A 26,417-nucleotide genomic window follows, 5' to 3' on the forward strand; every position below is an offset into this window, starting at 1 on the left:
CCTGCTTCCTAATTAGAGGAAATTTACTATTGAATTTGTATGTCGTCGCTGCCTTGATTGTGGGTAACTAAACATAGTTAAAAACATTTTTTTTCTTATGTGCTGTCTGCAATACAGACCTTCCCACCATTGGGCAGGGTATTTCTTAATTAGATTCAGTAAGCTCTATTAGACATCTCCCAAAATTAGGTTTTTATCCGGCTAAGGCAAGGGTTCCACAATCTTTTTAGGAGATGTCTCTTAGACTTGCTCAAAGTTTTACCGCAACTACTGGTAATCCTCGAGCGTTACCAAAAATCAAAAATCGATCGCAAGCTAACTTTCGCTTTTACCCCTGTACAAAAGCCACACACACAGTATAAAATGCAACCCTATACCCCCTACAAACAACCATGACACCGAAAATAACCATCCAAGAATTAGCCTTAGCCCTAACTGCCAAAAACCACTCCCCCACCCTCCTCAACTCGGACTTCCTCAAATACAGCGGCATCGTTCCACCTGATTGGGAACTAGCCCGCCCCCCCATTTTGGGTCCCCAAATCTCTCAAGTTGCCTTCACTAACGGCATCAACATCGTCGCTCAATCGAACGCCATCACCTTCATCGAATCGCTGAGCGCAAAACCTTTAGAAGACATCAAAATTCCCGCTATCATCCGCAAATACGTTGAAGCTTTGCCCCGCACAGACTACCAAACTTTAAGCATCAATCCCAGAAGTTTCGTTACCTTTGAAGGGGGAGACGAAAATACCGCCCGCAAATACATTACCTCGACTTTACTCTCGGAAGGCACTTGGTCTGATATGGGGAAAGCTCCGGTAAAAGCTGCTGTTAATTTAGTCTACGCCTTGGAACGGGGAGAACTCAACTTGAGCGTTGCCGAAGCTTTGTTGCAACTGCAAGATGCTGACCCAACTCCCGCAGTATTGTTCTCTGGTAGCTTTCAGTACGAGGTTGCAGGAGAATTAGAAGGCGAGAAACTACAACACTTATACCAGCTTCTAGAGAATTGGCAGCCTGATTTAGAGGCTTACAGAGAAATCGTCAACCAACGGTTTTTGGGGAAAGAAGTTGAAGGGTTGCTGTCTGCCGTATAAAGGATAAGACGCTAACAAACAATATATGGCGTGTGCCTGCGTCAGTCCTGTATACCTTCGATATCTCGATTCTTTGGGGCAATGACCGATCGCCCCTACGCATCAACCTCCTTGAGCCCATCCTGCAACAGCATCCGCAAAGACGGTCCACTTTCTTGCGCCCCGTCGCAAGCTGCCAACACCGACAGTTTACGGTGCACAGATTCAGACATATCCACGCTAAACCTGACCGTCGCTTCTTTATTGGGTGCTTGCAGTTTGCTCGTTAAACTACGCTCCTTCGATCGAATGGAAACTGGTTCTGGTGCAAATGCGAAAGGTCCAGGTGGTGTGGCGGTTGGCAATAAAGGGAAGGGTGTTGAGGGTGTTGGTGATGTTTCCGCTGTCTGGAATGCTGACCGTCCTACAGCGCGATCGCGCTGTATCGGCACCGGCATAAATGCAGGTGAAGCAGCCGAAGCATTATCGGCTGTCTGCGGCAGTGAGGGAAATGAGGTACAGGCGAGTGGTGTGATAAGCTGTTGTGCATTTAAATTGTATATTTCGAGTCCCGATCAAAAATCGTCAAATCCTCTCCCCCTCTCCCCTTCACCCCCTCTCCCTCTCTAATACCATAGGCAATCTAGATACAACACAGCTTAGATGGCAGAGTGGCAGAAACCCCAGTTCAGACCGAATCTTCGTTTACCTTTTTTACCTATTTATCCTGCACACTTCTGTTGCTCGCGCCATCGAATCACCCAAGCCCGTTACCTTTTGGCACTTATTCAGCAAACCCTAATTAGTGCTGGGCTCCATAGTTTTCAAGGAGTTAAGAAGTCTAAATGGTTGCCAGTCTGCTTTTGCAATTCATCAAAAGAACCTTGCCGTTTCACTTGACCCTGCTCCAGTAAAACAATCCAATCAGCTCGCATGATGACTCTAGGGCGGTGACTAATCAAAATCGTAGTTTTGCCTTGGCGGTGAGACAAGAGCCCATCTAGGACTTGGGCTTCACTTACTGGGTCAAGGTTAGCTGTTGATTCGTCTAAAATCAGGATTGGTGGGTTGGTGACAATTGCTCTGGCTATGGCGAGTCGTTGTCGCTGTCCTCCAGAAATATTTGCGCCAAACTCGCCTAAAACAGTTTGATATTTATCAGGTAGTTTACTGATAAATTCATCAATCTTAGCTAGCTGACAGGCTGTAACAATTTCCTCAAAGGCAACGTGAGGTGAACCCAAACGAAAGTTGGCGAGAATCGAGCGACTCCAAAAGTGAGGTTCTTGAGGAATTAGAACAATCTGTTGGCGCAAACAATCAAGAGCCAGGTCTTGACTGTTATAAATTCCCAGGCGAATATTGCCCGATTGCAAGGGATATAACCCTGCAATGAGTTTGACTAAGGTACTTTTACCGCAACCAGATTCTCCAATTAAAGCAACGACTTTTCCCCCAGGAATCGTCACAGAGAAATCATCAACTAAATCAACTTGACCGGGATAGTTAAAGTTAATGTTGGTGCAAACAATATCAGCACTTTCAGAAATTTTGGCAAAAGGCTTTTTGACATCCCCTAGTTGCGTTTCTGGTTTGGCATCAGTGACCTCGGTCAGGCGTTCAACAGCGGTTCTAATCCAGATAAATTCATTGATGATGATAATCAAATCAGTCATTAAGCGAATTACATTTTGCGCTAAGGTATAGGAAGCGACCAGTTGACCGATGCTGATTTCTTTAGCAATCACCAGTTGGCTGCCTTCCCAAAGCATACCGACACTACCGAGATTAGAGACTAAATCAGAAAAGCTGCGGTTAATAACGGTAATCTGGATAGTGCGAAATGTCAGATTGGCTACCTTGCCCGATCGACTCTGGAGTTGTTCCCACAGTTGAGATGCGGCAGAGGTTGTTTTGAGCGTGAGTCCTCCTTTAAAGGTTTCTACCAGAATTGCTTGGTTCTCACCGTCTTCGGCTAATACAGTTCGGGTTTTTTGCCGGAGAGTTGGCAGGAACACAAGCGTCGATAGCGTCATTACCGCTGCGATTGAGGTAGCAAGCAGCATAAGTTTCCAGCTATAAAACCATAAGAAACCCAAAGACGCCGCAGCAATAAAAAACTCGCTGGGTAAACTAATTAAAAGCTGAGAAATTATATTTCTAATGCGTTGAATATCTCGCAGCCGGCTAATGATTTCACCACTGCGATGAGTTTCATAATAAGTGAGCGGTAAACGCAGGATTGCTCGAATAAATTCGAGAATGAGCCCCAACTCCAGCCGTTGACTAAAATGTGCAATCAAATTTGACTGCACCAGTCTCATTCCGCTACCGATTAAACTCATGACTACAGTGGCAATAATCACACCATTGAGCAGCTTGGTATCTCCCCTCACCAGTACATCATCAGTGAGAATTTGGATCAGGAATGGAAAAGCCAGAGTAATCAAACCCAAGAAAAGATTGAGCAGCAACGCTTCCGATAAAATGGCTCGGTAAGGCCAGATGCGCTGCACAAAGTGTCCCAGGCTGTTAATCCGATCGTTGGGCTGCTGGGCAAAGCGAATTGGGTCTGCCTCTAGCAAGAGCATGATGTAATTTTGCCAGCCTTCGGTTAACTGATGGCGGGATAAATAACGGATACCAACGGCTGGGTCAGCGATGACATATTTCTTGCCCTGTCGTCCATACAAAACTACCCAGTGGTACCCCAGCCAGTGAATAATTGCAGGCAGGGGGAGAGCGTCGATTTGGTCAATAATCTCTGGTGATGCTTTGACGCCTTGAGCATTGAAACCTAGCGCCTCCGCCCCCCGCTTCAGGCCTAGTAGAGTGGTTCCGTGTTGCCCTGTGCCTACCAGTTCCCGAATATGGCTGATTGCTAGGGTACGCCCGTAGTGTTTAGCGACGGTAGCGAAGCAAGCTGCCCCACAGTCAGACTCAGTAAGCTGTAAAACACAAGGATATTTAACAAATCTAAGCATTCTTATTTTAGATCCAACAGAATATGCCAGTGTAGACTCATTATTCTCATCATGTTTTTATAGCTTTTGGATAAACTTAGTGACACTTAGTTTCTTGTCACAAGCATCGCACTCTATCAAATACTAAAAAAGTGAATGAGAAAATTTAAGCGAGCTAGATAAAGTAATAATTTTTTGTAGTTAATCTTCGTTTTGAAAAAGTAACACAACTCCATCAATTTGAGGAAGAGTTAGACTGTTAAATCATAAATTTATCAGCAGTCTTGCCTTTGTGAGAATAAACGTAAGTACCGTCTCTTCTGTGGAGATAATGTCTGCTGTAACTTCCATTCCCGATTGGATGGGATACTGATGACCGCTCTTATCTAGATAAAGTTTTTCAGGCTGAAGTGTCACCTCGTAGTAGGGAGTAGCTGCACTCGTATCCTGGCTGTGAACTGTAATCGCATCGGGAGCGATCGCCCTTACCGCAGCTTTGAGCGTGCCATAATCTGGAAAAGGATAGGCAGAAACTTGCAGTTGAGCTTTGCCCTGCGTACAGTCTGAGACTTTTTCTTCTTTGCAGACTCGAACGCGGCCAATATCTTGAGCCGCCACACGAGCTTTAATGATAAGCGAGGCATTACTTGGAGCAATGCGGGCAATGGATTCTCCAGGACGTACCACCTGACCCGAATTTCGCAGTTCTAGTTTGAGGATAGTACCGTCGGCTGGGGCAGTAATTATGGTTTTTTTGAGCTCGATCCCAATTTGTTGGAGTTCTTGCCGATCGCGGTTTATTTGATTTTGGATTTCGTGGCGACTTTGAATTAGCGCTTCTCGTTCTTTTTTTAACATCGCCAAACCTGCTTCGCCCTTAGCGTTTTCTTGAAGAATTCGTTCAGAAGCGATCGCTACAGGTGCGGCACTAGGATTAAGGGCAGCTTGAACGATTTTCAATTTAGCGGCAGCTACTTCAACCGCTTGTTGTTGTTTTTCGACGGTTTTTCTTTGGCTTTCAATGGCTTGTTGTTGGACTTTAAGCGCTGCTTTTTCCCCAGCTACGGCTTGTTCTTGCTGCTCAACGGCTCGTTCAGTTTCTTCTAGTATATCGAGGGAAATCGCCCCTGATTCTCGCAGCGGCTGATAGCGATTGTGCTTAGAAATTGCCGCCTTTAAACTCGCCTCTGTTGCTTTTAAATTGGCCGCTATTTTTAGTAAATAAGCCTGTTCTTTTTGCAAGTCTTCTTGGGATTTTTGCCTTTCCAGTTTGGCTAATTGAAAATTAGCTGCGGCTGCTTCAACTTCGGCAACTGTCGTCAGTTTTCGTTCTCGATATTCCTGTTGATTGCGGCTTAAATCGGCTTCGGCGGAGGCAATTGCGCGTTCCATCCCCCAATTTTCTGCTGCGATTCGCTCGTCTGTAGCGGTAACTTGAGCCAAAATTTGACGCAGTTGCAGTTGATTTTGCTGGATATTTCCTTGTAATTGACTTTTTTTAGTCAAAGATTGGGAGGAGTCGATAATTGCGATCGCATCTCCCTGTTTTACCACCATGTTTTCTTTAACCGGAATACTTTCGACCGTTCCTTCTGTCGCTGCTTGTACTATCTGAACTTCCCCCAAAGGTCGGACCGTGGCGGGGGCTTTGACGGTAATGTTGTATTTCGTAACGGCAGTGAGGATGAGGGCTGCACCCACGCTTCCCATCAGAAGTACGCCGCCTAGGGTTGTCCAAAGACTGATGGGAGGCAGAAATTCATCGCTTTTGGCTGGCCGGAGCAGGTCTGGGTTGGGGTCACTAAACATACTTACAAGGGTAGAGTACCACGCGGCTGGCTAACCAACAAATAACCCAGAGAGGAAATAGAAATATTGCTCTTTTGTCACTAGGGCAATCCTCTCCGGGTTAACTTTTTAGACTTTTGAACAGCTACTAGGTAGCACCAATCTTTATTTTGTCAGTTGCTACCCATCAACCATGGTGGCTAGTTCCACCATTGACGGAAGACATATCTTTTTCGGTCAGGGTGACAATTGGCAGTTGTGTCAAAGGTAAGGTTTTGGCTTGTTTCTGGTCTGCCTTTTTATTGTCCATTGTAGAATCCTCCGCGTTTTAGAGAATATTAACAAATTGGAGGGGAAGAGCAGTAGTTTTTTACTCCTTCTTTTCAGAACTTGGGTTGAATTCCTCGTTCGCTTAGTCCCTCCTACAGCAACCTTAGAGGTTGATTAATAACCACCATTCCATGCGAAACCGCCGTTGACGGAAGACATATCTTTTTCAGTCAGGGTGACAATTGGCAGTTGTGTCACAGGTAATGTTTTGGCGGGTTTCTGAGATTGTTTTTTAGTGTCCATTGTAGAATCCTCGGCGTTTTTTGAATTGTAACAAAAGGGTTAAAGAAGTGTTTTTTTACTCCTTCTTTTCAGAACTTGGGTTGAATTCCTCGTTCGCTTAGTCCCTCTTACAGCAACCTTAGAGGTTGATTAACCGCCCCATACTCTTTGAGTTCCGCCGTTGACGGAAGACATATCTTTGTCAGTCAGGGTAACAATTGGCAGTTGTGTCACAGGTAAGGTTTTGGCTTGTTTCTGGTCAGGCTTTTTCGTCTCCATTGTACAATCCTCCGCATTTTTGTGGATTTTAACAAATTGGAGGGGAAGAGCAGTAGTTTTTTACTACTTCCCTCATTTTCAGAACTCGGGTTGAATTCCTCGTTCGCTTAGTCCCTCCTACCGCAACCTTAGAGGTTGATTAACCAGCCCATGAATTGTAACCTCCGCCGTTAACGGAAGACATATCTTTTTCGGTCATGGTTACAATTGGCAAATTTTTCAAAGGTAAGGTTTTGGCTTGTTTCTGGTCTTGCTTTTTCGTGTCCATTATATAATCCTCCGCGTTTTAGAGAAAATTAACAAAGTGGAGGGGGAAAAAGTCGTTTTTTACTACTTTTTTTCATAACTAGGATTTAATTCCTCGTTACCTTCGCCCCTCCTACAGCAACCTTAGAGGTTGATTAACCAGCCCATGCCTGAGTACCCCCGCCGTTGACGGAAGACATATCTTTTTCACTTAGGGAGACAATTGCCAGTTGTGCCAAAGGTAGTGTTTTGGGTTGTTTCTGGGATTGTTTTTTAGTGTCCATTGTAGAATCCTCCACGTTTAAATAAATTTCAACAAATTGGAGGAAAAAAGCCGTTGTTTTCTCCTTCGTTTTAGAACTTGGATTAACGTCCTCGTTACCTTAGCCCCTCCTACCAACAATTCTAGAGGTTTCTTAACCTCTAAATTGGATTAAGCTGTCCGCCGCCGTTAACGGAACACATATCTTTTTCTGTCAGGGTGACAATAAGTAGATATACCTGTAGCTGGGTGGTAACTTGTTTCTGGGATTGCTTCTAGGTTTTCACTGTTAGTTCTCCTGAGTTCAGAAATATCTAGATCAATCAAGAGATACATTCATCATTTTGCTTGTCCGGATGATTCGCCAGATAGTTTGCTAAATATTTTTTTCGGATAACCCCAGCGATAATTCCCCACCTAACTTACCCAGCAGTCAGGGCAGTTTCTAGATGGCCCAATGGCTTACTCTTTGGGATTCTGAGCCCCTGTGGGTAATTAAATCAATGTCAGATCCATCCCTGACTTCCATTTAATTCGACTTTTTTATTATCCTTGCCCTCTAAAGCTTGTAGTATCGTTCCCAAAACAGTCCGAAGTATTGATAGATTGAAGGCGCATCAATGCGATCGCGAGCCCAATTGAGACGATCGCCCTTTCATAGAAACTAGCGCATTCTCTTTGCCCTGGCGTGTAGGGTTCAATCCCTGATTGGCCGGGTGGTTAATGGGCTAGCCACTATGCCGCCAGCCCACTACGAGATTTTGAGGGTTTGGAGATGTTCTTTACCACTTTAATGCGGGCTAGGACGATCGCTTTTACCCGTCCACCTCCTTCAACCCATCCTCCAACAACATCCGCACAATATCCACTTTCTTGCGCCCCGTCTTTACCGCCAGCATCGACAGTGGGCGCTGCTCTCCCTACGGACATATCAAGGGATAGCTTTTTGTATAATACACTTTTGACACAGGCGATTAACGTTCGCAACTTCACCAACATCATGACAGATAGCATCCAGCATCTCATCGAGCCGCACATTCAAGATTTGGGTGGATTCCAAGCCCGCCGGCTGCTTCCCTCAGACGTTCTAACACTGGTTGGCCCCTTCATCTTTTTTGACCATCTCGGCCCTGCCGTGTTTCCACCCGATCGGGGCGTGGATGTCAGGCCACACCCGCACATCAACTTAGCGACCGTCACCTACCTGTTTGAAGGGGTTTTGCTGCACCGCGACAGTGTCGGCAGCGTTCAAGAAATCCGTCCTGGCGCCGTGAATTGGATGACGGCAGGGCGAGGAATTGTCCACTCCGAACGCACGCCCCAGGACGATCGCAACAAAGAAGCCATCCTGCACGGCATCCAAACCTGGATAGCACTTCCCGATGAACACGAAGAAACCGACCCCTGGTTTCGACACCATCCGGCTACCGATCTGCCTGTTTGGGAGGATGCAGGAGTTTCTTTAACCCTGATTGCGGGTGATGCCTACGGTCGCACTTCCCCAGTTCAAATATTTTCACCTATGATTTATCTGGATGCACAACTAGCTCCCGGCAAGCAATTTACCTTACCGGGGGATTACAGCGAACAGGCGGTTTACAGCGTTACAGAGGGGCTGGCGATCGATGGAGTGCCTTTAGCACAGCATCGGTTAGCGGTTTTAAATTCAGGCACTGAAGTAAACATTTCTGCCTCTGGCAAAGCTCGCTGTATTGTGATTGGCGGTGAACCTGTCGGTGAGCGCCATAAGTGGTGGAATTTTGTTTCGAGTCGGCGTTCGCGCATTGAACAAGCCAAACTCGATTGGAGAGAGGGACGCTTTGGTCAGGTTCCTGAAGAGACAGAGTTTATTCCGCTGCCAGAAGAGCCGCCGAATCAAGCAGAGCAACCATTATGAATAACCCCAGCGATTTAAATTAAAAAACTGTTTTTTGATTTACAATCTGTCTTTTTTTCTCTAATCTTCACGGATATTATTCCAAAACCTTTGATACAGTTAGGTATAGATTTGTGGGTGGGCTGCTACACAACAATATGGAGTTCCAAACTTCGTATTAGTTTAGGCTTAAAACGCAGTTTTTGTCCCGGTAGCATGAAAAAACTGCCAGGCTCTGAGTACAGCGATCGCACAATATGAAAAGAATTATACCCCTACGCCTCTTCTTTTAACCCACATTCCGCAGATATTTAAGCAGATTTAACGAGCGCAAAAATGTAAAAAATGTAGCCTGAAATGATTACCTGGCAATCATTTCAGGCTCTTTTGATGTCAAATAATCAAGTCAAGTAGAAAGGGAGAAAAACCATGAATGAGCCAAAAGAAGCAATAAAAGTCCTAAATCTCGACCATTTAGGAATAGTAGCCGGAATAATAGACGAGATGGAATTGGTAGAAGAAGTCAATAAAATAGTAGGAATAAGCAACAAAGAAACCATAAGTCCCGGACAAGTAATGAAAGCAATGGTTTTGAAGGGATTAGGATTTTTGAGCGCCCCCCTATACATATTCGAGGAATTTTTCGTAGGAAAAGCAACAGAACATCTAATCGGAAAAGGAATATTGCCCAAACATTTAAACGATGACAGACTAGGGAGAGCATTAGACAAATACTACCAAACAGGAACCACAAAAATATTTACAGCAATCACCCTAAAAGCAGCTCATAAATTTCAAGTAAAAATGAACAGCATTCATCTAGACGGAAGTTCAATGTACGTACATGGAGCCTACAAAACCGAAGCAGAAGCCATCAGCGAAATAGAAAAAGAAGCCTCAGAAGCAGACACCGAAATCAAACCCATAGAAATAGTACATGGATACTCAAGGGATCATCGACCAGATCTCAAACAATTCATCATAGACATGATCGTAACCGGAGACGGAGACCTACCATTATATTTAAAAATAGGGCGTTGGTGAATTAAGGTATGATGAAGCTCAAAGGCGATCGCCGACAACAAAAATGATTTTTTTAATTTTGAGCAGGAACAGGAACATCTCCAAATCGAAGAATAGTGAATTAATAATCGAATTGAATGCCTTAACATTTGTTCAGATGCGAGAATAACAAAAAGTTTTTCGTTTCAAACGAGCCAAATAGTGCCTTAATCTTGTATTCTCACCCTCAACTCGGGTCATATAGGTTTTGCGGTGGAATCTGATCTCCATCGGGAATAAAATGAGGGTAAACTTTCCATCCATCTGTCAGATAAAAATAGCATTTCCATATCTCAACAACTTCCCATAGAGGTTTAAAAGTTTGACCACGCTTGGTCGCCTAAAGCCCATCCTAAAATACCAGGTTTAAAGTGGTCTACTGCCGTCGGTCGCCAGGTTTTATTTTTTTTGAGCCAATAAAAGTTTCTAATTCATCTAATTCTCCCACTTCTGGTGTTGCCTCTGGCTCAGAAAAATCAGGTAACAGCTTTCCAGCTTGTTTTACCCAATGAATAATTGTAGTATGGTGAAGATTTTTGACTCTGCCAATGGCTCTAAAACCCATGCCATTGACATACATTTTTAGGCATTCTCGTTGAACCTCTTTCGAGTAACCTCTATGGGGTTGATAATCCTCTATAAATTGTCTACCACAACGAACACAAATCAAGTTTGGTTTGCCTTTTTTATGTCCATTTTTATCGATCTCAGTTGACAGGCAGTCAGGGCATTGCATAAGCTGGGATTTCACTCAGTTTGATTTTTTTGGCGATCGCACTATTAAATGATCGTACCTTAACTCACCAACGCCTTCTTCCGTGAAGATGATGTAATGGAAGTTGACCATATCATCCCCAAATCGAAAGGTGAAAAGGATGAATATAAAAATCTTCAACTTCTACATAGACATTGCCATGATATAAAGACAGCCAATGATGGCAGTTCAGGCAGCAAATCCGACTGCAACAGTGTCGAGCCTAAACCCACCAAAAGACTTGAAAGAGTCGAGGATAAATGGGTAATGAGGTATGCGTAACAAGCACCAAATCATTGAGGAGCCGTGTGAAATTAAAGTTTCATGCACGGTTTTGAAGACCAACGGGGCTGGTGACACTCTCGTTGAGTTTAATGGTGACACGCAGTACAAAGGGCTATTAAGTTTTCTAGGCGATTGTCTTCCGGTATCCGGTTGCGATGGTGCACCGCCAAAGTTAAGGCACACCGTTCAGATTTGGCCCGGGCCGCTTGGTTTACCGGGTCTGAGGCATTGTTGATGGCACGCAAGCACAACGCCAAAGAGCGTTTTCTTTTACCGAGAGTGCAATGTCTCCCCAATTGTCGGGATACCTCTTTGGTTTAGGCATAGCGGTAAAAGCTCATCTTTCCAAAATAGGGCGATCGCTCTGTTATCGAAGTAAATTCCATCCAAAGCTGTTAGCAGTCAAGGTCAACTTCAACGTTGCCTTGATTCTCCCACAGTAATTCTGGCAATAAGCGAAAATCTTCAACGGTGGGCTTATACTCGCAAGCTACGAACCATGCTTCGGTTAAAGTAGCCCATTGTTCGGGAGTCTCAGGTTTTTGGCGCACGGCTGGTGAGGAAATTGGTTTTGATGCGGGCGGAGCCTGCATCCACCCCAAACCTGACCAGTTGTAGTTCAAAGGATGGATCGCTGTTGTTGGCGAGGATGTCGGTTCTAGATCCTGCGGAGCCACTGCGCTAATGCGATCGCTCAGAATGACGCAATTTGGCACTCAGTACGTAAGTCCTAACAGCGATTATGATTAACATAACTAGGTCAACTTACCTTATATTATGGCAGATCAAACACAACCACCAAGTAAAATGCCACAGGAGGCACAAGAAGCCGATACTAAAGAGAATTTCGATATAAAAACTCATACAATCTCGTCCCGACTGCTCAAAGCGATTCAAGCCCAGACCCCCAGTGAACTCCTTGCCAAGGCAAACTACATGAATCGCAAGCATGAACCGGGGAACATTGATTTTACTGAGGGTGACGCTCACGAACTGCCCCCACCAGGCTTTGTAGAAGCCCTTCAGCGCTGGAGCATTCCGCAAAATGAGAGTTGGTTCGGTTACAAAGACAACCTTCCACAAGCACGAGTCACTGTGTCAGAAGGTCTGAAGAGGCAACGGGGGATCGCGATCGCACCAGAAGATATTTTCCTGACCAACGGTAGTCTGATTAGTCTGACTATTTGTCTTCAGATGGTGACCGAAATAGGAGACGAGGTGATAATCATCACCCCACCTTGGCTAAACTACAGGCGGATGATTCATGTTGCTGGTGCAGTTCCGGTTGGCGTTGCAGTCAATCCAACTACTTTCGATCTGGACCTCGATGCGATCGCGGCTGCCGTAACTCAACGTACCAGAGCGATCGTTATCAATTCACCCCACAACCCCACAGGCAAGATTTTTTCAGCAACAACCCTACAACAATTAGCAAATCTGCTCACCAATGCCTCCAATCGCTACGCTAAACCCATCTACCTGATTTCCGATGAAACCTTCAGCCGCATTGTGTTCGACGGGCAAACTTGTCCGAGTCCCACCCAGTTCTACCCGTTTTCCTTCCTCATCTATGGTTACAGTAAGGTCTGGATGGCTCCCGGTCAACGCATCGGCTATATTGCCTTGCCACCCACAATGCCTGAACGGGAATCAATACGGCGCATAATTCGTACACTGCAAGGCAGTCCCTTTGGTTGGTGTTTCCCCAGTGCATTGATGCAATATGCCCTCGTTGACTTGGAGCAACTCACCATCGATATAGAGCATTTACAGCGCAAACGCGATTGGATGGTGAAGGCACTCCAGGAAATGGGTTACAAGTTACAAATACCTGAAGGGACATTCTTTTTGTTAGTAGAGTCACCTTGGTCAGACGATTGTGCTTTTGCCGAATTGCTAGCCAGCCACGATGTTTTTGTCTTCCCTGGGACACCCCAGGAAATACCGGGTTATTTCCGAATTTCTCTGACTGCCAACCAAGACATGATTTCCCGTGCCCTGCCGAAATTTCAAGCAGCTATAGAACACGCTACTGCAAAAGCATTTGGTGGAGTTTAGTCTGAAGTTTTTTTTCCAACATAAAGCGGCAATACAACATTATAAAATACTAGAGACATTCTGATGGCTACTTACAATAATATTCTAGAAGCAGTTGGCAGAACTCCCCTCATTAAACTTAATAGTATTAGTCAAGGAATTCAATCAACAATTTATAGCAAGGTAGAATACCTCAATCCGGGTGGTAGTACGAAAGATAGAATAGCTCTGTCCATGATTGAAGCCGCAGAGAAAGCAGGAAAACTGCAACCCGGTGGGACAATAATTGAGGCAACAGCAGGAAATACGGGAGTTGGTCTGGCGCTAATCGCTGCGATAAAAAAATATCGCTGCATATTTGTGATGCCGGATAAAATGAGCCAGGATAAAATTAACTTACTTAAAGCTTATGGAGCAGAAGTAGTAATTACGCCGACAGCAGTTCCGCCTGACTCTCCAGAAAGTTTCAACGGTGTAGCAGAAAGACTTACTAAAGAAATATCAGGAGCTTATAGACCGGATCAATTTGCTAATCCTAATAATCCGTTAGCCCATTATTTAACGACTGGGCCAGAGATTTGGTCAGATAGTAATGGGAAAGTTGATGTTTTTGTCGCCGCGATGGGAACAGGCGGCACAATCTCTGGAGTTGGCAAATATTTGAAAGAACAAAATCAAAATATAGTAATTGTTGGCGCAGATCCAGAAGGTTCTATCTTTTCTGGTGATACCCCCAAACTTTACAAGGTTGAGGGAATTGGTGAAGATTTTATTCCGAAGACGTTTAACCGCCAAGTTATAGATGAAATGGTCAGAGTTAGCGATCGCGAGTCTTTTAATATGGCTCGCCGTCTAGCGCGAGAAGAAGGTTTATTGGTGGGAGGCTCTTGCGGCACAGCAGTAGCAGCAGCCCTTAAATATGCAGCCAGATTATCAGAACCGAAACAGATTGTAGTGCTGTTACCAGATACAGGAAGAAACTACATAAATAAAATTTATTCTGATAGCTGGATGCAGGAAAATGGTTTTTGGGAAGAACCCACAAAAAAAACAATAAAACTTCAAGAGATACTTGCCCAGAAACAAGATTTTCCCTCACTCGTTTCTGTGAGTTCGCAGGACACATTGAGTCAAGTCATTGAAGTTATGCAAAAACTGAATATCTCACAAGTTCCAGTTATTGAAAACCATCACATCCTTGGCAGTTTAAATGAAGCAGCTTTAATGAAACTACTGCATGAAGGGATTAATTTTTCTCACCAAAAAGTTGCGCCTGTTATGAGTGAACCTTTACCGAGTTTAGATGAGAAAGTCGATATTTCCGAAGCTTATAGAGTTCTTCTATCAGGAACTAATGGTATTATAGTTGAACAAAATAGTATTCCTGTAGGATTAATTACTAGAACTGATTTAATAAAATATTGGGCAAGCAAAACCTAGCGTCTGAATTATGAATGAGAAATAGTTGTAAACTGTTGTGCATTTAAAATGCGTATTTCAGAGGTTGAAACCCTTTAGTGGCTTAGATAGCCTCGAAAATTTAAATGATGAACAGCTTATTCCCTAAAAATAGAGTTAAGTAGAATGAATGATTTAGTTTTTTTAGCGGCTCATCAATTAGCAAAAGCAATCCGCGTTCGCCAAGTCTCTTCAACAGAAGTAATAGAAGCTTATTTGAGTCAGATTGCTCAATACAACCCAGGACTAAATGCGATTGTGACTCTGGATGCGGAAAATGCGATCGCGCAGTCGAAAGTAGCAGATCGAGCATTAGCTCAAGGAGAAAATTGGGGACCCTTACATGGAGTACCCGTAACTATCAAAGACACCCTCGAAACCAAAGGGTTACGCACAACCAGCAGCTATCAACCCTTAGCTAATTATGTCCCAAAGCAAGATGCTACCGTCGTCGCTCGACTGCGCGCTGCAGGAGCAATTATGTTGGGCAAGACGAATACACCACAACTAGCTGGTAACTTTCAGACCAACAGTCCTCTGTTTGGTAGAACAAACAACCCCTGGAACCATGAATATACGCCAGGCGGCAGCACTGGGGGTGGAGCGAGTGCTATAGCTGCGGGGTTATCCCCTCTTGAACTTGGTAGTGATATTGGTGGGTCAATCCGCGTTCCCTCTCACTTCTGTGGCATTTTTGGATTGAAACCAACCCAGAATCGCGTCTCAACATTTGGACATATTCCAGAATTACCAGGAACACCTAAAACTATCCATCACTTACAAACAATAGGGCCTCTTGCCCGCTCTGTAGAAGACTTGCGATTGTGCCTGTCACTGATTCAAGATCCAGACCCCCGCCAGCCAGAAGTAATACCGATATCCACACAAGTTAACCCAGCAACCACGCTACAATCGTACCGATACGCTTGGACAGAAGGTTTTGGTGAGATTCCAGCCACAGCTCAAACCAAAGCTGCTCTAGATAAATTAGCATCATCCCTGACAGATATAGGATGCTGTGTAGAGCACCACAACGAGCCGCCAAATTTTGATAGCAATGCGGTACGTGATACTTACCTCAATATTTATAAATTTGAATTGGGTTTATCCCAGCCAGACCTGACGCAGATTCAACAGCAACAACGATATATCACCGCCCTCATTGAGCGCGATATTCTGATTGCTAATATCGAAAGTTTCTTATCTAATTGGGATGCTTGGCTGTGTCCAGTGGTGCCAGTGCCTGCTTTCACCCACCGTCAGCCAGGAGAACCCATTGAGGTGGATGGTCGCGAGTTCTCTTATTGGACAACAATAGGTGCTTACGTAACAATTTTCAATTTAACTGGCAACCCTGCCGTAGTGCTGCCCTTTACACAATCACAAGAAGGACTACCCATCGGCCTACAAGTGGTGGGACGGCGCGGAAGCGATCTGAAACTGCTAGAGATTGCAGAAAAATTAACTCAAGTAACTGGTTTTTTTCAACGCCCACCTGGGTATTAAGCTGTGTTGCATCTAGATTGCCTATGGTATTAGAGAGGGAGAGGGGGTGAAGGGGAGAGGGGGAGAGGATTTGACGATTTTTGATCGGGACTCGAAATATACAATTTAAATGCACAACAGCTTAGAAATGTCATTTGTCATTGGTGTAAGGCATCTGGCTGCAGAAGCAATGACCAAGAGCCATCAGACCAATCCCGATGGGTTAACCCTTTTTTTAGATGGGCAAACACCCGCCAATCGTGCTGTTCAAAAGGAAGTTCCAAGTCTTCAATTGCAGAGCAAATTGCACCATAAGCACGAGATCCTTCCCCGTTGGAACCAAAGAACGTATCCCATACATTGAGAATTACTGTAATTTGCTAAAGAGAGTTTAATTATAGCAACCGCCAAGACGGTTAGGACATTCTTAATCGCTGAAACCATTGCTATTATTGCTTCTTCCTTCTTCCTGACATCCGTTACATCCGTTACATCCGTTACATCCCGTACATTGCTCGTTGCCGAACTTCCTTCTGCCTTCTGCTATATCTAAAAAACGCAATAAAAGTGCTGGTACTTTTGGGATTATCGCGTTACAAGTGTACAACTTTTAAGACACGTTCGGGATGATCCCGCATCAGTTTTAAGATTGCGCCAATCCCGGCAGTGGTACCGGGCGGCGAAGATATGACAAGATTAATTAAGCTCACCGTTCCTCCTGTACGAAATCTTCTTATTTTTTAGCTGTTAAACAGGGCTGACGCTCGATTAGCTCGTTCAGCAACCACAAGGTATTGTTTACCAACCTAGCTTAAGTTGTCCTAAAAATTAACTTTTTGAGTTTAATAATACTATTTCCCTAAAAGTATGCTATAATAACAATAAGAGTTTGAGGATTGTTGCATGAATGTAGATTACCAAGAAAGAATTGATTTAAGCGTTGAGGAGTTAAAAAAAATTTTGTCGGAGCAGCGAACTCTAATTAACCGACAAAAAATTCAGGCACTTTATTGGTTAAAATCTGGATTGAGTCCAAGCCTTACAGATGTAGCAAAACGTCTAGGGGTACATAGGATAACTGTACATAAATGGTTAAAACAATATAGTGTTGGCGGTCTGACATCACTGCTAAAAATAGGAAAATCAACTGGTAGACCCCGAGTAATCCCTAAAGCTATAATAGCTGGATTATCAAATAAATTAAGTGGGGAGTCCTGTGAGTTTAAAAGTTATAAACAAATTGGTAAGTGGGTAGAAGATAAATATCAAAGATCAGTCAAGTATCAAACATTGCACAAACAAGTACACTATCGAATGAAAGCTAAATTAAAAGTACCAAGACCTTCGAGCATTAAAAAAGATAATGCGGCAGGTATATAGTTCAAAAAAAACTAAAAAAATTGCTTCAAGTCTCTTGGTGGTTGGAGTATTTGACCCCAAAACCAGCAAAAAATGGACTTAAATATTGGTGTCAAGATGAAACTAGAATGGGCTTAAAAACAATTGAAAGGAAAAGAATTACAGCTTTGGGAGTTAAACCATTAGGTAAAGTTCAATGGAATTTTAAAGCCTACTATTTATCTGGGGCAGTTGCGCCACAAACAGGAGAAAGTTTTTGGTGGGAGTTCTCACATTTAGATGGTATGTGCTTTCAGATATTCTTAGATATACGACGCGAGAAATATCCCGCTCATTTAAATGTTATCCAATTGGATAATGGTAGGTTTCATCATAGTAGTAGCCTGAGAATACCAGATAATATTCTGCTGATTTTTCAACCACCATACACTCCAGAATTAAACCCCATGGAGAGAATCTGGTCACACCTAAAACAAGAACTAAGTTGGGAAATCTCTGAAAATTTAGATGATATTAAAGAAAAAGTTTGCGCTTTTCTTGAATAATTTTCAGCAGAACAAATAGCATCTATAGCCGGATGGGATTACATTTTATCAGCCCTAGCTACTGTTGGATAACTTTAGAGAAAAGGTATGACTAATCTAGCGAAAGGGGAACGCTGCGATCCTAGCCGGACGGCTTCCCGGACGACCAAAAACCCTGGCATTTTCATCACCCAGAGGGGATATCTAAGCACGTCCCGTCCATCACTACGATTCTTAGTGCGTTGATAAAAGCTCCTACTGTTTCGACCGTAGCCATTGGTCGCATGCGGACGATCAAACAACTGTCTCATCACACCTGCTCCTCATCTCTGTCTGGCTTGAGTGGCCGAAATACACATGGAAATCGCCATTACTTACCAATTTTTATCCATGTTTCATTTTGACCATCAATTAAGTTTTTTAGTATCTCGCGCCTGGAATCCTTCGACCACAAGCTCATTGCTATTACCAGACACACTACCACTTGTGCTGGCGCCAGCACGATGGCGTTTCTCTTCAACCTTCGTTTTAGTAATCGCCTCTTCAATTGCACTGGCTGGAATTGCGCTCTCTATTGCTTTGAATATTTCGCTACGAAAGGAGCGAAGGAGATACTAATGAGAATTCTTTGAGATGCACGCTAACTTGATTTCCATGTGGGGGACACGATACCTAATTTACCACTATTTAAGCCTTAACTGAACCGTATTGCGTTGAGACCCGTGCCCTCTGCACCTTTAATCTTATAAGGTACAAAAAACTCAATCCACAGCCTATGCTTTCCGAAGGGTGCGATCGATGGGTCTCGCATCGTGGGTACTGCCAGGAACATCGAGGGATCTTCATCGGGAATTTTGCCAACAGTGCAGTCCGTGTGAGCCACCTCGACACGATCGACTCAATCAGCAATCAACACAGAACCTCTCATACCAATTTCAGAAAATAGTGCTACAGTTAGTAGAAGTGTATTTGGCAATTTAGTAGCCAAATAGAGGTCAAAACAATGTCAGGAATTGTTAAAATTGTAATTCGAGAAACCGCAGCAGAACTGAAAACTTTGCTGTGCCAAGAGAAAGATGCCGTGCGCCCCGAAAAACTGCTGATTCTGTATTGGCTCAAAACCAAAACAGTGGATAATGTATTGTCTGCTGCGGTGCGGCGCACGGTAAGCATCGTATCACAATACAAAGATGGTTGTCTAGCTACCGAACTGGGGGAATAGAAGAATTATTATGCCAGAAACCTCGTCCGGATCGGCCCATAATAATGACTCCTGAAACGATAGAGAAATTATCAGAAGAGTTAAACCAAGTAGAAGGATTCAGTAGCTACAAAGAAGTACATCAATGGTTGATAAGCTGTTGTGACATTCCCGTGGCATATCGGACAGTGCATCAATGGGCAAGATATCGCCTTAAAGGCAAATTAAAAGTGACACGAAGGCGTGAGTGAAAAGCAGAAACCAGGAGCAGTAGAAGAGTTAAAAAAAAACTGCCAATATTAATTAAAGCAAGTCGCTGTCAGAGCTTTTTAAAACAATGGAAAAAAGTGCGGTATTGTCGTCAAGACGAAAGTCGGATGGGGTTGCATACAATTTACAGAAAAAAGCTAACAGGTTACGGCATAAAACCGCAAGGGAAAGTACAATGGGACTTTACTTATTTGTGGTTGTGTGGTGCAGTAGACCCGCTAACAGGAGCCTGCTTTTTTTATGAGTTTACTCATTTAGATACAGTGTGGTTTGAGAAATTTTGAGAGCTATTTGCTAGTGAGTACCCGGAGGATTTACATCTAATTCAAGTAGATAAGGTCGGGTTTCATAACTCTTTAAATCTCAGTATACCATCTTAACGTTATTTTACTATTTCAATACGCCTACAGTCCGGAAGTAAACCCCAGAGAAAGACTGTGGGGATATGTAAAAAAACAATTGAAATGGTTGAGATTCGAGCGAATAGAATAGTTGAGAGCAGTGGTGCAAAAAGAGTAAAAAAAATTGACTAAAGAAGTCATTGCTTCTTTGACGGGATGGAAATTTATTTTGGCAGCTATATCTGTAGCAGGACTTTAGAAAATTGGTATTACTAAAACGACTTTATCTTCCAGTCCCAAAGATTTCATAAGCCACTCTTCCGCTGTATGGAGGAAAAAGAAAAAGGTGAAAGGAGAAAGGCAAAAAGAACCAGAAAAGAATTTTTCCCTTTTCCTTTCGCCTTTTTCCCGATCGAAGCCGCTCAATTGCGATCGCAGTACCGCCACCAGTGCCATGACACACAGAGGCCAGCCCTAGCTGCCCATTTCGCTCCTGCAAGGCGTTGAGCAGCGTGACGATGATCCGCGCCCCAGAAGCCCCGATGGGATGCCCCAAAGCGATCGCTCCCCCATAGACGTTGAGCTTCTCGTAAGGAACGCCGAGCGTCCGGTTGAACAGCACGCTGCTTAAAGCGAACGCCTCATTGTTCTCGAACAGATCGAAATCGTAGATTCTCATCTTGAGCTTGTCTAAAAGCTTGTTGACTGCCAGGATAGGAACTTCGGGGAATCGCCAAGCTTCCCCACCTATCGACGCTCCTCCAATTACCTGTGCTATTGGCTTCAGTCCGTAGCGTTCCACCGCCGTTTTGCTTGCTAAGACTAGCGCTGCTGCTCCATCCGATATCTGACTGCTGTTGCCTGCTGTGAATACTCCATTTTCCCCAAAAGCAGGCTTGAGTTTGGCAAGGCTCTCTAACGTGGTTTCGGGGCGGATTCCCTCATCTTTATCGACAAATTGCGAACCTTTCTTCCCTTCGATCTCAATTGGTACGATCTCCTTCTTGAAGAAACCTTGCTCGGTTGCAATCGCTGCCCTAGCTTGTGAATAGAAGGCAACTTCGTCCAACTCAGGGCGCGTGATGTTGTAAGCTGCGGCCAGCCGTTCAGCTTGCTCTCCCATTGTTTCGGAGGTGGTGGCGTCGGTGAGTCCGTCGTGGAGCAAAATATCGGTGAGTTGCTCTGGCGAACCTAGCAGCAATTTGTACCCCCATCAGGCTCGGTGCGATAAGAAAAATCCAGTCTGAGACATAGCTTCCATGCCGCCAGCCAGTATGATTTCGGCTTCTTGAGCGCGGATAGCTGTAACGGCGTTCATCACGCTCAACATTCCCGACGAACACACCATGTCTACGGCATACCCGTTCACCGTTGCCGGAATCCCGGCTTTGAAAGCTGCCTGACGGGGCAGTAACTGTCCGTGACCTGCCCTAAGTACGTTGCCAAAAATGTACAGGTCTAAAGCGTCACCCGATAGTCCGGCTTGCTCCAAGGTGGCTCGCATGGCGTGTGCCCCTAAATCCACTGGGGAAAAGTCCGTAAAGACACCTCCAAACCGACCGAGCGGCGTGCGTAATGCTGAGACAATATAGGCTTCTTGCATACATCCTCACTATCTTTTAATTCTCGCATTGTTAAGCTCTACCAACTTCAAGCGGGATGCTTGGGGAAGCGGATTCCGTCAGTAGTATCAGGAAGTTTTCCTCATTTATCAAAGCTCAATCAAAAGTCAAAGACTTTGGGATTTGGGCTTTGAGATTTTGGATTGTTCTTCTCACTAAAGCTCCCGAAATGAATTGGGGAGCTTGCTGATTTGGGATTACAGATTTTGTGGATTACAAATTTCAGGATTTGGGGATTTCGGATGATCCACACGCCTGAATCCGGAAGCAACTTCTCTTCCCAATCGAAAATCAAAAATTGAAAATCGGCACAGTGATGAGTAGTTAAGCTTTCATGGGAAGAACTCAACCTTATGGCGCCGACTGCATACGGGTTGAAATGTATTTTTGACAAGCTGTAAAGCCTATTAGGTATTGATTACAGCTTGCTTCTCATACAAATCTTATTTATAAATGCACTTAAAAAACGTAGTTATTATCCATTGCACACTATACAGGCTATAATTGATTATCAACTTGATTGTTTGCAGACAAGACAATCAGTATTTAATACCCCAATCAAAGGAGAAATAGGATGGATTGGAATAGTAACACCGAACAGTACCTAAGACAGTTAAGCGAATTGCAGAGAGGCATTTTCACTAGCTGGGCATCCATGATGCCGAATATGGCAAGCTCCAATATGCCCAACACACGCGATACTGTGGCTAACACCCTGAAATTTCAGGAACAGGTGGTCACGAGTTCTCTGGAATTTCAGGCTATGGTTGCTCGTCTGTCAATCTAAGCCCAGAAGCAATTTTGGGAAAGCTATTTCAAAATGCTTGGCAGGCCGTAAATTACAAAAGCCGACTGATGATTAGAGTCGCATGAGTTTACCTAGAGAGTGATTTTTGATCTTTTATCGGGTGTTGCGAAAGTTAGGAAGCCATCGGCTTTACAAACCTGCTAGAAAAACTAACAAAGCTCTCTAAGATAACCTCTTGGGGAACTTTTAAAAGATGAAACCGTTTTCAATAATAAAAATTTTTTTATTCGTTTTTGCCATAAAAAGGTTTAATTCACTAAAAAGCCCTATATTAAACTTTAATGCTATTACTTTGTCTAAGGGTCTACCTAAAGAAAGGACTTATTAATATTAACCGAGTTCTAGTTTTTGTATACAAGAGCTTGAAATACAGCGCTTTATTTAAAGTACCTCTTAGGTAAGTGGTACGCATCAAACTGAATCCATAAAATGATGGGAACTCTATACACTCTCAGCGCAGGACGATCGCATCGTTGGATTGGGTTCCTAGTGCGTTTTCTATTGATTGTCATTGACACGCTTTGCAATAGGTATCAAGCTCGTGTAGGATGCGGTGACCAATGTCGAGTTAGCTCGTGAGGAATGGAGCGAGAACAAGGCGTTTTGTGAATACTGCCGGCGTTGCGACGGTTTGCTCGATCGCGTCCATCGTACTCGCAATCCCGGAGGTTCTTACCGCTGTTGGCACCCTGCTGGGACGCCGCAACCAGGACACCAAAGCACAGGGCTACACACGCTAATCGATACAACGGCGAAAAGTATGGACGATTTTCTACAGCGGTGTTGGGCGTACAGCAAATGTTAAGCCCGATGCAGAATGATTGCACATATTTTATGCAATTATTCTAGCTCAATATTCCCTCGATAATTAGTGATAGAACGAGTCATGTCTGAGGATAGAGCGCCTGCTTGAAACTGAATGATAGCCTTGTAGAGTAAGGTCAAAAACAGGTGCAAATCATGACATCACATACTCCTCCAGACACTCGGCAAGATGAGGAAAAACATGACCCTCAAGATAATCCTGGAACCCAAACAAGTATACCGACCACAGAAGAGGGTGACACTCCACTGGATGAGAGATATCGCATGACCGGTCAACAATCCGATACTGAGGTTAGTCCCGGTAGTGAACCTGAAGCTCCAGGAGCTGCTCCCAAGGTTGTTGGTAGTCCAAATCAAGGAACTGACTCGCGTTAAAAAGATTCTTTAAAATCGCGCAAATCTGTGAGAGAGATGAACGGTAGCTCAGCAAATAAGGTGGTAGAGACACTGCCTTATTTGCAAATAATGCCGAGCATAAATTGCCTAGCAAGCCGGATAACAATAAATATCAATCTGATTATTTTAATCGAGGATAAGTAAACATGGTTACAACGTTAGAGGATATAAAACGGCTTCCGGTTGGCGAAAGATTGCCAGACTTGAAAGCCTTGCAAAATTTAATTATCCCGAACGACCGAAAGCTAATAGATGCGTGCCTTGATGACAACCTCTCAGTCAGAGGAGAGGAGAAGTTTAAGGTTTTAGTATCAGGTTCAGGTATTAGGGTAGACTGCGCTTCACAATACATCAGCATTTGAGTTTTAACCATGAATTTCTATATAGATTATCAGAATCCTCTTATTCTTTTTGCAGTTGGCGCGGCCGCTTTGTTCGTCGTGCTTTGGGTGGTGCGATCGTGGCGCGAACGTCAATACGATCTCACAGGCAAGACGGTGCTGCTTACGGGTGGTTCTCGCGGACTTGGTTTGGTTATGGCGCGCCAGTTGGTGCAGCAAGGAGCGCGTTTGGCAATTTGTGCCCGCGATCGCGCCGAGCTCGAAAGGGCGCGTGTCGAGCTGCTGCAGTGCGGTGGAGAGGTGCTGACTGTTCCCTGTGATGTGACCGATCGCACCCAGGTTGACCGGATGGTGCAGCAAGTGCGCGATCGCTTCGGTCAGATCGACATCCTCATTAACAACGCAGGCACCGACCTTGTCGGACCAATGGACGTATTGACGATCGAGGACTACGACGATTTGATGAAGCTGCATTTCTGGGCACCGCTATACACTACTTATGCGGTTTTCCCGGAAATGCGTCAACGACAGGCTGGACGCATCGTTAATATCTCTTCGATCGGCGGCAAGGTAGTTTCCCCGCATATGTTGGCGTATTGCGCGAGCAAATTTGCCTTAACGGGTTTGTCGGAAGGGATGCGGACAGAACTGGCAAAGGACGGGATTGCTGTCACAACGGTATGTCCGGGTTTCATCCGCACAGGCGTGATAGACCGCGCTATGTTCAAAGGTCAGCACCGCAAGGAGTTTACCTGGTTCAGCATTGCTGATTCCTTGCCCTGGATCTCGACGAGTGCCGAAAAGGTTGCTCGTGAGACCATTGCTGGATTTCGACGGGGTGATGCAGAGGTAATTGTGCCACTTTGGACTTGGTTTAGTGCCAGACTCTATGCTCTTTTTCCAGGGCTTTCTACCACTGCGATCGGTTGGTTTAATCGGTTGTTACCTGGAACAGGTGGCATTGGTACTGAACGCGCTTTTGGAAAAGACAGCCACTCATCTTTATCGCCTTCGGTGTTAACTTTTTTGAGTGACAAAGCCGCACGGCAAAACAATGAGATGGGCAGCCAAGAGCAACCGGATGGCGATCGAATCCCTGAGCGATCGAGCTACCGATCGTCTTTGTCCGACGGTGAGGATGGGTGAGCCGAAACTGCGCGGTTCTCTTTCACAACACGCTAGGCGATCGGCGCGATCGTCCCCATGCTGTTAATACGATCGCAATTGTTTAACAGGTTCGCGGAGAAATTAGAAATGAGTGACCGAATAATTCGCAATTCGACCTTGGTAATTCGTAATTATTTGGGTCACAACCCTCTCCCTTTAGAGAAAAAGAAGAAATTTATAGTTAAGCCCGTTAGTTAGTGCCACACACGAACTTGCACTACAACAGATAAGTCCGATAGCAGCTACCAAAACACCAAAGTTAGTAGTTTTGTATTTCTCAAGAATTGGCATTAACACAACAATAATATCTGTCGATTGATAGAGGAGCAAATTAGGAATTTTAAATACCATAAAAATGCTTGGAAAAAGACTGTTGAAACTCTTGGAATTGCAAAAAAGTTGAGGACAAAACTATGGCCTTAATTCGTTGGGAACCTTTCCGAGAAATGGAAATGCTGCAACGGGACATGAACCGCCTGTTTGACCGAATGATCTCGGCTCCTGGTAATGAGGGGCAGTCTGACATCATGGGCGCTGGCTCTTCTTTTATGCCGGCTGCGGAAATGCACGAAACGCCTGAGGACATCAAACTCAAAATGGAAGTTCCTGGCATAGAAGCCAAAGACCTTGATATTAAAGTTACTGCCGAAGCAGTGGCTATCACTGGCGAGCGCAAATCTGAAACCAAGAGCGACGGCAAAGGTATGAATCGTACCGAATTCCGGTACGGCCGATTTCAACGGATCGTTCCCTTGCCAGCGAGAATTCAAAACGACAAGGTACAAGCTGAATTTAATAACGGCATCCTTTGCCTCACCATGCCTAAAGCTGAGGAAGAAAAAAACAAGGTTGTCACAATTAACCTGGGAGGACAAAAGCAGCCAGAACAAATTCAGCAAGGACAAGCTCAGGGCAACGGGCAAGTTGCAAGCCAAGCTGAAGCTGAAGTCCAAGCAAGTTAAACATTGGTTCAGCTTCCCCAAACCTTTGATTAATTAGCCGTTTATATTCCTCCTGGCTCCGTTTTAAAAAACACTGGCAGGAATGAATAAGCAGCAGGAGTGAGAGGAAAATGGGCATCCAAAATTTTTCCCTGTCACTCCTGCTTATTCTTTGCCCAGTCAAATTCATAACAACTGAATTTGCCGCAAATACCACGAAGGTACTCAAGAACTCACATAAGTTTCCTCTAAAGTCCTGCGCGACAGTAACGCTAGCTTCAAACTCGACTGTCCCGCTGCTGGCGAACAGTTTGCCCCCGCATAAAACTCCGCTCAATTTCTGCGTAAACTCGCGGACGATTCCAGCAAATACCTTGGTGAAAAAGCTACCCAAGCTGTCGTCACCGTTCCCGCCTGCTTCATTACTCACAAGTTAAGCTAAAAGCACTATTGTCAATGAGTAAAATTACTCATCTTTTACCTGTTGACCCAATTA

26 protein-coding genes and 5 pseudogenes are annotated in these 26,417 nt (G+C 44.4%); 19 read left to right on the forward strand and 12 right to left on the reverse strand.

The genetic code is table 11. From position 1 onward, the window contains the following. The first annotated feature begins 392 nt into the window (after positions 1 to 392). Positions 393 to 1,100, forward strand: coding sequence for a hypothetical protein (locus QUB61_RS19265; protein ID WP_333131235.1), 708 nt, complete (start codon positions 393 to 395; stop codon positions 1,098 to 1,100). A 258-nt stretch (positions 1,101 to 1,358) separates the two neighbouring features. Further along, positions 1,359 to 1,709: a hypothetical protein gene (locus QUB61_RS19270; protein WP_333131237.1), complete on the forward strand. Its 351-nt coding sequence runs from the start codon at positions 1,359 to 1,361 to the stop codon at positions 1,707 to 1,709. Positions 1,710 to 1,903: 194 nt separating this feature from the next. Here the strand turns inward: QUB61_RS19270 and QUB61_RS19275 are convergent, their stop codons facing one another. The 8 genes from QUB61_RS19275 to QUB61_RS19310 form a co-directional block, all read right to left on the reverse strand. Beyond that, the gene (locus QUB61_RS19275) at positions 1,904 to 4,063 is read right to left on the reverse strand and encodes a peptidase domain-containing ABC transporter (RefSeq protein WP_333131239.1); all 2,160 of its coding nucleotides are present in this window, start codon (positions 4,061 to 4,063) and stop codon (positions 1,904 to 1,906) included. A gap of 243 nt (positions 4,064 to 4,306) precedes the next feature. Next, entirely contained in the window at positions 4,307 to 5,851 is a 1,545-nt protein-coding gene (locus QUB61_RS19280) for an HlyD family efflux transporter periplasmic adaptor subunit (protein WP_333131241.1), read from the reverse strand. 166 nt (positions 5,852 to 6,017) lie between these two features. Beyond that, the gene (locus QUB61_RS19285) at positions 6,018 to 6,140 is read right to left on the reverse strand and encodes a hypothetical protein (protein WP_333131243.1); all 123 of its coding nucleotides are present in this window, start codon (positions 6,138 to 6,140) and stop codon (positions 6,018 to 6,020) included. A gap of 134 nt (positions 6,141 to 6,274) precedes the next feature. Next, positions 6,275 to 6,403 (reverse strand): hypothetical protein, encoded by a 129-nt coding sequence (locus tag QUB61_RS19290; protein ID WP_333131245.1) that lies wholly within the window; start codon positions 6,401 to 6,403, stop codon positions 6,275 to 6,277. A gap of 129 nt (positions 6,404 to 6,532) precedes the next feature. Then, complete coding sequence (locus tag QUB61_RS19295; RefSeq protein ID WP_333131247.1) at positions 6,533 to 6,661, reverse strand: hypothetical protein; 129 nt, start codon at positions 6,659 to 6,661, stop codon at positions 6,533 to 6,535. A gap of 139 nt (positions 6,662 to 6,800) precedes the next feature. Beyond that, entirely contained in the window at positions 6,801 to 6,929 is a 129-nt protein-coding gene (locus QUB61_RS19300) for a hypothetical protein (RefSeq protein WP_333131248.1), read from the reverse strand. Between the two features lie 133 nt (positions 6,930 to 7,062). Next, the gene (locus tag QUB61_RS19305; protein ID WP_333131250.1) at positions 7,063 to 7,191 is read right to left on the reverse strand and encodes a hypothetical protein; all 129 of its coding nucleotides are present in this window, start codon (positions 7,189 to 7,191) and stop codon (positions 7,063 to 7,065) included. A 713-nt stretch (positions 7,192 to 7,904) separates the two neighbouring features. Further along, positions 7,905 to 8,099, reverse strand: a complete 195-nt coding sequence (locus QUB61_RS19310) for a hypothetical protein (RefSeq protein ID WP_333131252.1) — start codon at positions 8,097 to 8,099, stop codon at positions 7,905 to 7,907. Positions 8,100 to 8,115: 16 nt separating this feature from the next. Here QUB61_RS19310 and QUB61_RS19315 point away from each other — a divergent pair, with 16 nt between their 5' ends. Further along, positions 8,116 to 9,066 carry a pirin family protein gene (locus QUB61_RS19315; RefSeq protein WP_333131254.1) on the forward strand — a complete coding sequence of 317 codons (951 nt, stop codon included), beginning with the start codon at positions 8,116 to 8,118 and terminating at the stop codon, positions 9,064 to 9,066. Positions 9,067 to 9,474: 408 nt separating this feature from the next. After that, a pseudogene (locus tag QUB61_RS19320) lies at positions 9,475 to 10,077 on the forward strand (IS1634 family transposase); the annotation flags it as partial. A gap of 64 nt (positions 10,078 to 10,141) precedes the next feature. On the opposite strand, the pseudogene QUB61_RS19325 reads toward QUB61_RS19320, so the two are convergent. Continuing rightward, positions 10,142 to 10,843 (reverse strand): annotated as a pseudogene (locus QUB61_RS19325) (IS1 family transposase). 78 nt (positions 10,844 to 10,921) lie between these two features. Here QUB61_RS19325 and QUB61_RS19330 point away from each other — a divergent pair. After that, positions 10,922 to 11,225 (forward strand): annotated as a pseudogene (locus QUB61_RS19330) (HNH endonuclease); the annotation flags it as partial. Between the two features lie 316 nt (positions 11,226 to 11,541). On the opposite strand, the gene QUB61_RS19335 reads toward QUB61_RS19330, so the two are convergent. After that, complete coding sequence (locus tag QUB61_RS19335) at positions 11,542 to 11,862, reverse strand: hypothetical protein (protein WP_333131257.1); 321 nt, start codon at positions 11,860 to 11,862, stop codon at positions 11,542 to 11,544. Positions 11,863 to 11,923: 61 nt separating this feature from the next. On the opposite strand from QUB61_RS19335, the gene QUB61_RS19340 reads away from it, so the two are divergent. The 5 genes from QUB61_RS19340 to QUB61_RS19360 all read left to right on the forward strand — a co-directional run bounded on the left by QUB61_RS19340 (position 11,924) and on the right by QUB61_RS19360 (position 18,030). Further along, positions 11,924 to 13,204 carry an aminotransferase class I/II-fold pyridoxal phosphate-dependent enzyme gene (locus tag QUB61_RS19340; protein WP_333131258.1) on the forward strand — a complete coding sequence of 427 codons (1,281 nt, stop codon included), beginning with the start codon at positions 11,924 to 11,926 and terminating at the stop codon, positions 13,202 to 13,204. A gap of 63 nt (positions 13,205 to 13,267) precedes the next feature. Beyond that, a complete protein-coding gene (locus QUB61_RS19345) occupies positions 13,268 to 14,623 on the forward strand; it encodes a cystathionine beta-synthase (protein WP_333131260.1) in 1,356 nt (451 codons plus the stop codon). A 144-nt stretch (positions 14,624 to 14,767) separates the two neighbouring features. Further along, on the forward strand, positions 14,768 to 16,147 hold the full coding sequence (locus QUB61_RS19350; protein ID WP_333131262.1) for an amidase: 1,380 nt from the start codon (positions 14,768 to 14,770) through the stop codon (positions 16,145 to 16,147). Between the two features lie 882 nt (positions 16,148 to 17,029). Beyond that, positions 17,030 to 17,506 (forward strand): helix-turn-helix domain-containing protein, encoded by a 477-nt coding sequence (locus QUB61_RS19355; RefSeq protein ID WP_333131266.1) that lies wholly within the window; start codon positions 17,030 to 17,032, stop codon positions 17,504 to 17,506. A 20-nt stretch (positions 17,507 to 17,526) separates the two neighbouring features. Continuing rightward, on the forward strand, positions 17,527 to 18,030 hold the full coding sequence (locus QUB61_RS19360) for an IS630 family transposase (protein ID WP_333131268.1): 504 nt from the start codon (positions 17,527 to 17,529) through the stop codon (positions 18,028 to 18,030). A 105-nt stretch (positions 18,031 to 18,135) separates the two neighbouring features. Here QUB61_RS19360 and QUB61_RS19365 read toward each other — a convergent pair. Continuing rightward, positions 18,136 to 18,556: pseudogene (locus tag QUB61_RS19365) on the reverse strand (transposase domain-containing protein); the annotation flags it as partial. Between the two features lie 456 nt (positions 18,557 to 19,012). Here QUB61_RS19365 and QUB61_RS19370 point away from each other — a divergent pair. Continuing rightward, positions 19,013 to 19,231, forward strand: a complete 219-nt coding sequence (locus QUB61_RS19370; protein WP_333131270.1) for a hypothetical protein — start codon at positions 19,013 to 19,015, stop codon at positions 19,229 to 19,231. Further along, positions 19,204 to 19,461 carry a hypothetical protein gene (locus tag QUB61_RS39950; protein ID WP_445300259.1) on the forward strand — a complete coding sequence of 86 codons (258 nt, stop codon included), beginning with the start codon at positions 19,204 to 19,206 and terminating at the stop codon, positions 19,459 to 19,461. Before QUB61_RS19370 ends, QUB61_RS39950 begins: the two co-directional genes overlap by 28 nt. Before the next feature lie 643 nt (positions 19,462 to 20,104). On the opposite strand, the pseudogene phaA reads toward QUB61_RS39950, so the two are convergent. Next, positions 20,105 to 21,424 (reverse strand): annotated as a pseudogene (gene phaA / locus QUB61_RS19375) (acetyl-CoA acetyltransferase PhaA). 593 nt (positions 21,425 to 22,017) lie between these two features. Here phaA and QUB61_RS19380 point away from each other — a divergent pair. The 7 genes from QUB61_RS19380 (at position 22,018) to QUB61_RS39955 (ending at position 26,363) form a co-directional block, all read left to right on the forward strand. Beyond that, the gene (locus QUB61_RS19380) at positions 22,018 to 22,230 is read left to right on the forward strand and encodes a hypothetical protein (protein WP_333131272.1); all 213 of its coding nucleotides are present in this window, start codon (positions 22,018 to 22,020) and stop codon (positions 22,228 to 22,230) included. Between the two features lie 574 nt (positions 22,231 to 22,804). Beyond that, complete coding sequence (locus QUB61_RS19385; protein WP_333131273.1) at positions 22,805 to 23,056, forward strand: hypothetical protein; 252 nt, start codon at positions 22,805 to 22,807, stop codon at positions 23,054 to 23,056. A gap of 155 nt (positions 23,057 to 23,211) precedes the next feature. Beyond that, entirely contained in the window at positions 23,212 to 23,451 is a 240-nt protein-coding gene (locus tag QUB61_RS19390) for a hypothetical protein (RefSeq protein WP_333131275.1), read from the forward strand. Between the two features lie 167 nt (positions 23,452 to 23,618). Then, positions 23,619 to 23,834, forward strand: coding sequence for a hypothetical protein (locus QUB61_RS19395; protein WP_333131277.1), 216 nt, complete (start codon positions 23,619 to 23,621; stop codon positions 23,832 to 23,834). 9 nt (positions 23,835 to 23,843) lie between these two features. Further along, on the forward strand, positions 23,844 to 24,959 hold the full coding sequence (locus tag QUB61_RS19400; protein ID WP_333131279.1) for an SDR family NAD(P)-dependent oxidoreductase: 1,116 nt from the start codon (positions 23,844 to 23,846) through the stop codon (positions 24,957 to 24,959). 434 nt (positions 24,960 to 25,393) lie between these two features. Then, positions 25,394 to 25,942 carry an Hsp20/alpha crystallin family protein gene (locus QUB61_RS19405; protein WP_333131281.1) on the forward strand — a complete coding sequence of 183 codons (549 nt, stop codon included), beginning with the start codon at positions 25,394 to 25,396 and terminating at the stop codon, positions 25,940 to 25,942. A 319-nt stretch (positions 25,943 to 26,261) separates the two neighbouring features. Next, positions 26,262 to 26,363: a hypothetical protein gene (locus QUB61_RS39955; RefSeq protein ID WP_445300620.1), complete on the forward strand. Its 102-nt coding sequence runs from the start codon at positions 26,262 to 26,264 to the stop codon at positions 26,361 to 26,363. Positions 26,364 to 26,417: the final 54 nt, after the last annotated feature.

Source organism: Microcoleus sp. C2D2, from assembly GCF_036702495.1.
Classification (GTDB): Bacteria; Cyanobacteriota; Cyanobacteriia; order Cyanobacteriales; family Microcoleaceae; genus Microcoleus.

Coding starts and splice junctions, on each gene's coding strand:
- QUB61_RS19390 (WP_333131275.1), top strand. CDS start 23,212: ATGACATCACATACTCCTCCAGACACTCGGCAAGATGAGGAAAAACAT.
- QUB61_RS19310 (WP_333131252.1), bottom strand. CDS start 8,099: ATGTCCGTAGGGAGAGCAGCGCCCACTGTCGATGCTGGCGGTAAAGAC.
- QUB61_RS19345 (WP_333131260.1), top strand. CDS start 13,268: ATGGCTACTTACAATAATATTCTAGAAGCAGTTGGCAGAACTCCCCTC.
- QUB61_RS19355 (WP_333131266.1), top strand. CDS start 17,030: ATGAATGTAGATTACCAAGAAAGAATTGATTTAAGCGTTGAGGAGTTA.
- QUB61_RS19285 (WP_333131243.1), bottom strand. CDS start 6,140: ATGGACAATAAAAAGGCAGACCAGAAACAAGCCAAAACCTTACCTTTG.
- QUB61_RS19275 (WP_333131239.1), bottom strand. CDS start 4,063: ATGCTTAGATTTGTTAAATATCCTTGTGTTTTACAGCTTACTGAGTCT.
- QUB61_RS19265 (WP_333131235.1), top strand. CDS start 393: ATGACACCGAAAATAACCATCCAAGAATTAGCCTTAGCCCTAACTGCC.
- QUB61_RS19295 (WP_333131247.1), bottom strand. CDS start 6,661: ATGGAGACGAAAAAGCCTGACCAGAAACAAGCCAAAACCTTACCTGTG.
- QUB61_RS19340 (WP_333131258.1), top strand. CDS start 11,924: ATGGCAGATCAAACACAACCACCAAGTAAAATGCCACAGGAGGCACAA.
- QUB61_RS19380 (WP_333131272.1), top strand. CDS start 22,018: ATGGATTGGAATAGTAACACCGAACAGTACCTAAGACAGTTAAGCGAA.
- QUB61_RS19300 (WP_333131248.1), bottom strand. CDS start 6,929: ATGGACACGAAAAAGCAAGACCAGAAACAAGCCAAAACCTTACCTTTG.
- QUB61_RS19290 (WP_333131245.1), bottom strand. CDS start 6,403: ATGGACACTAAAAAACAATCTCAGAAACCCGCCAAAACATTACCTGTG.
- QUB61_RS19280 (WP_333131241.1), bottom strand. CDS start 5,851: ATGTTTAGTGACCCCAACCCAGACCTGCTCCGGCCAGCCAAAAGCGAT.
- QUB61_RS19370 (WP_333131270.1), top strand. CDS start 19,013: ATGTCAGGAATTGTTAAAATTGTAATTCGAGAAACCGCAGCAGAACTG.
- QUB61_RS19400 (WP_333131279.1), top strand. CDS start 23,844: ATGAATTTCTATATAGATTATCAGAATCCTCTTATTCTTTTTGCAGTT.
- QUB61_RS19405 (WP_333131281.1), top strand. CDS start 25,394: ATGGCCTTAATTCGTTGGGAACCTTTCCGAGAAATGGAAATGCTGCAA.
- QUB61_RS19395 (WP_333131277.1), top strand. CDS start 23,619: ATGGTTACAACGTTAGAGGATATAAAACGGCTTCCGGTTGGCGAAAGA.
- QUB61_RS19350 (WP_333131262.1), top strand. CDS start 14,768: ATGAATGATTTAGTTTTTTTAGCGGCTCATCAATTAGCAAAAGCAATC.
- QUB61_RS19305 (WP_333131250.1), bottom strand. CDS start 7,191: ATGGACACTAAAAAACAATCCCAGAAACAACCCAAAACACTACCTTTG.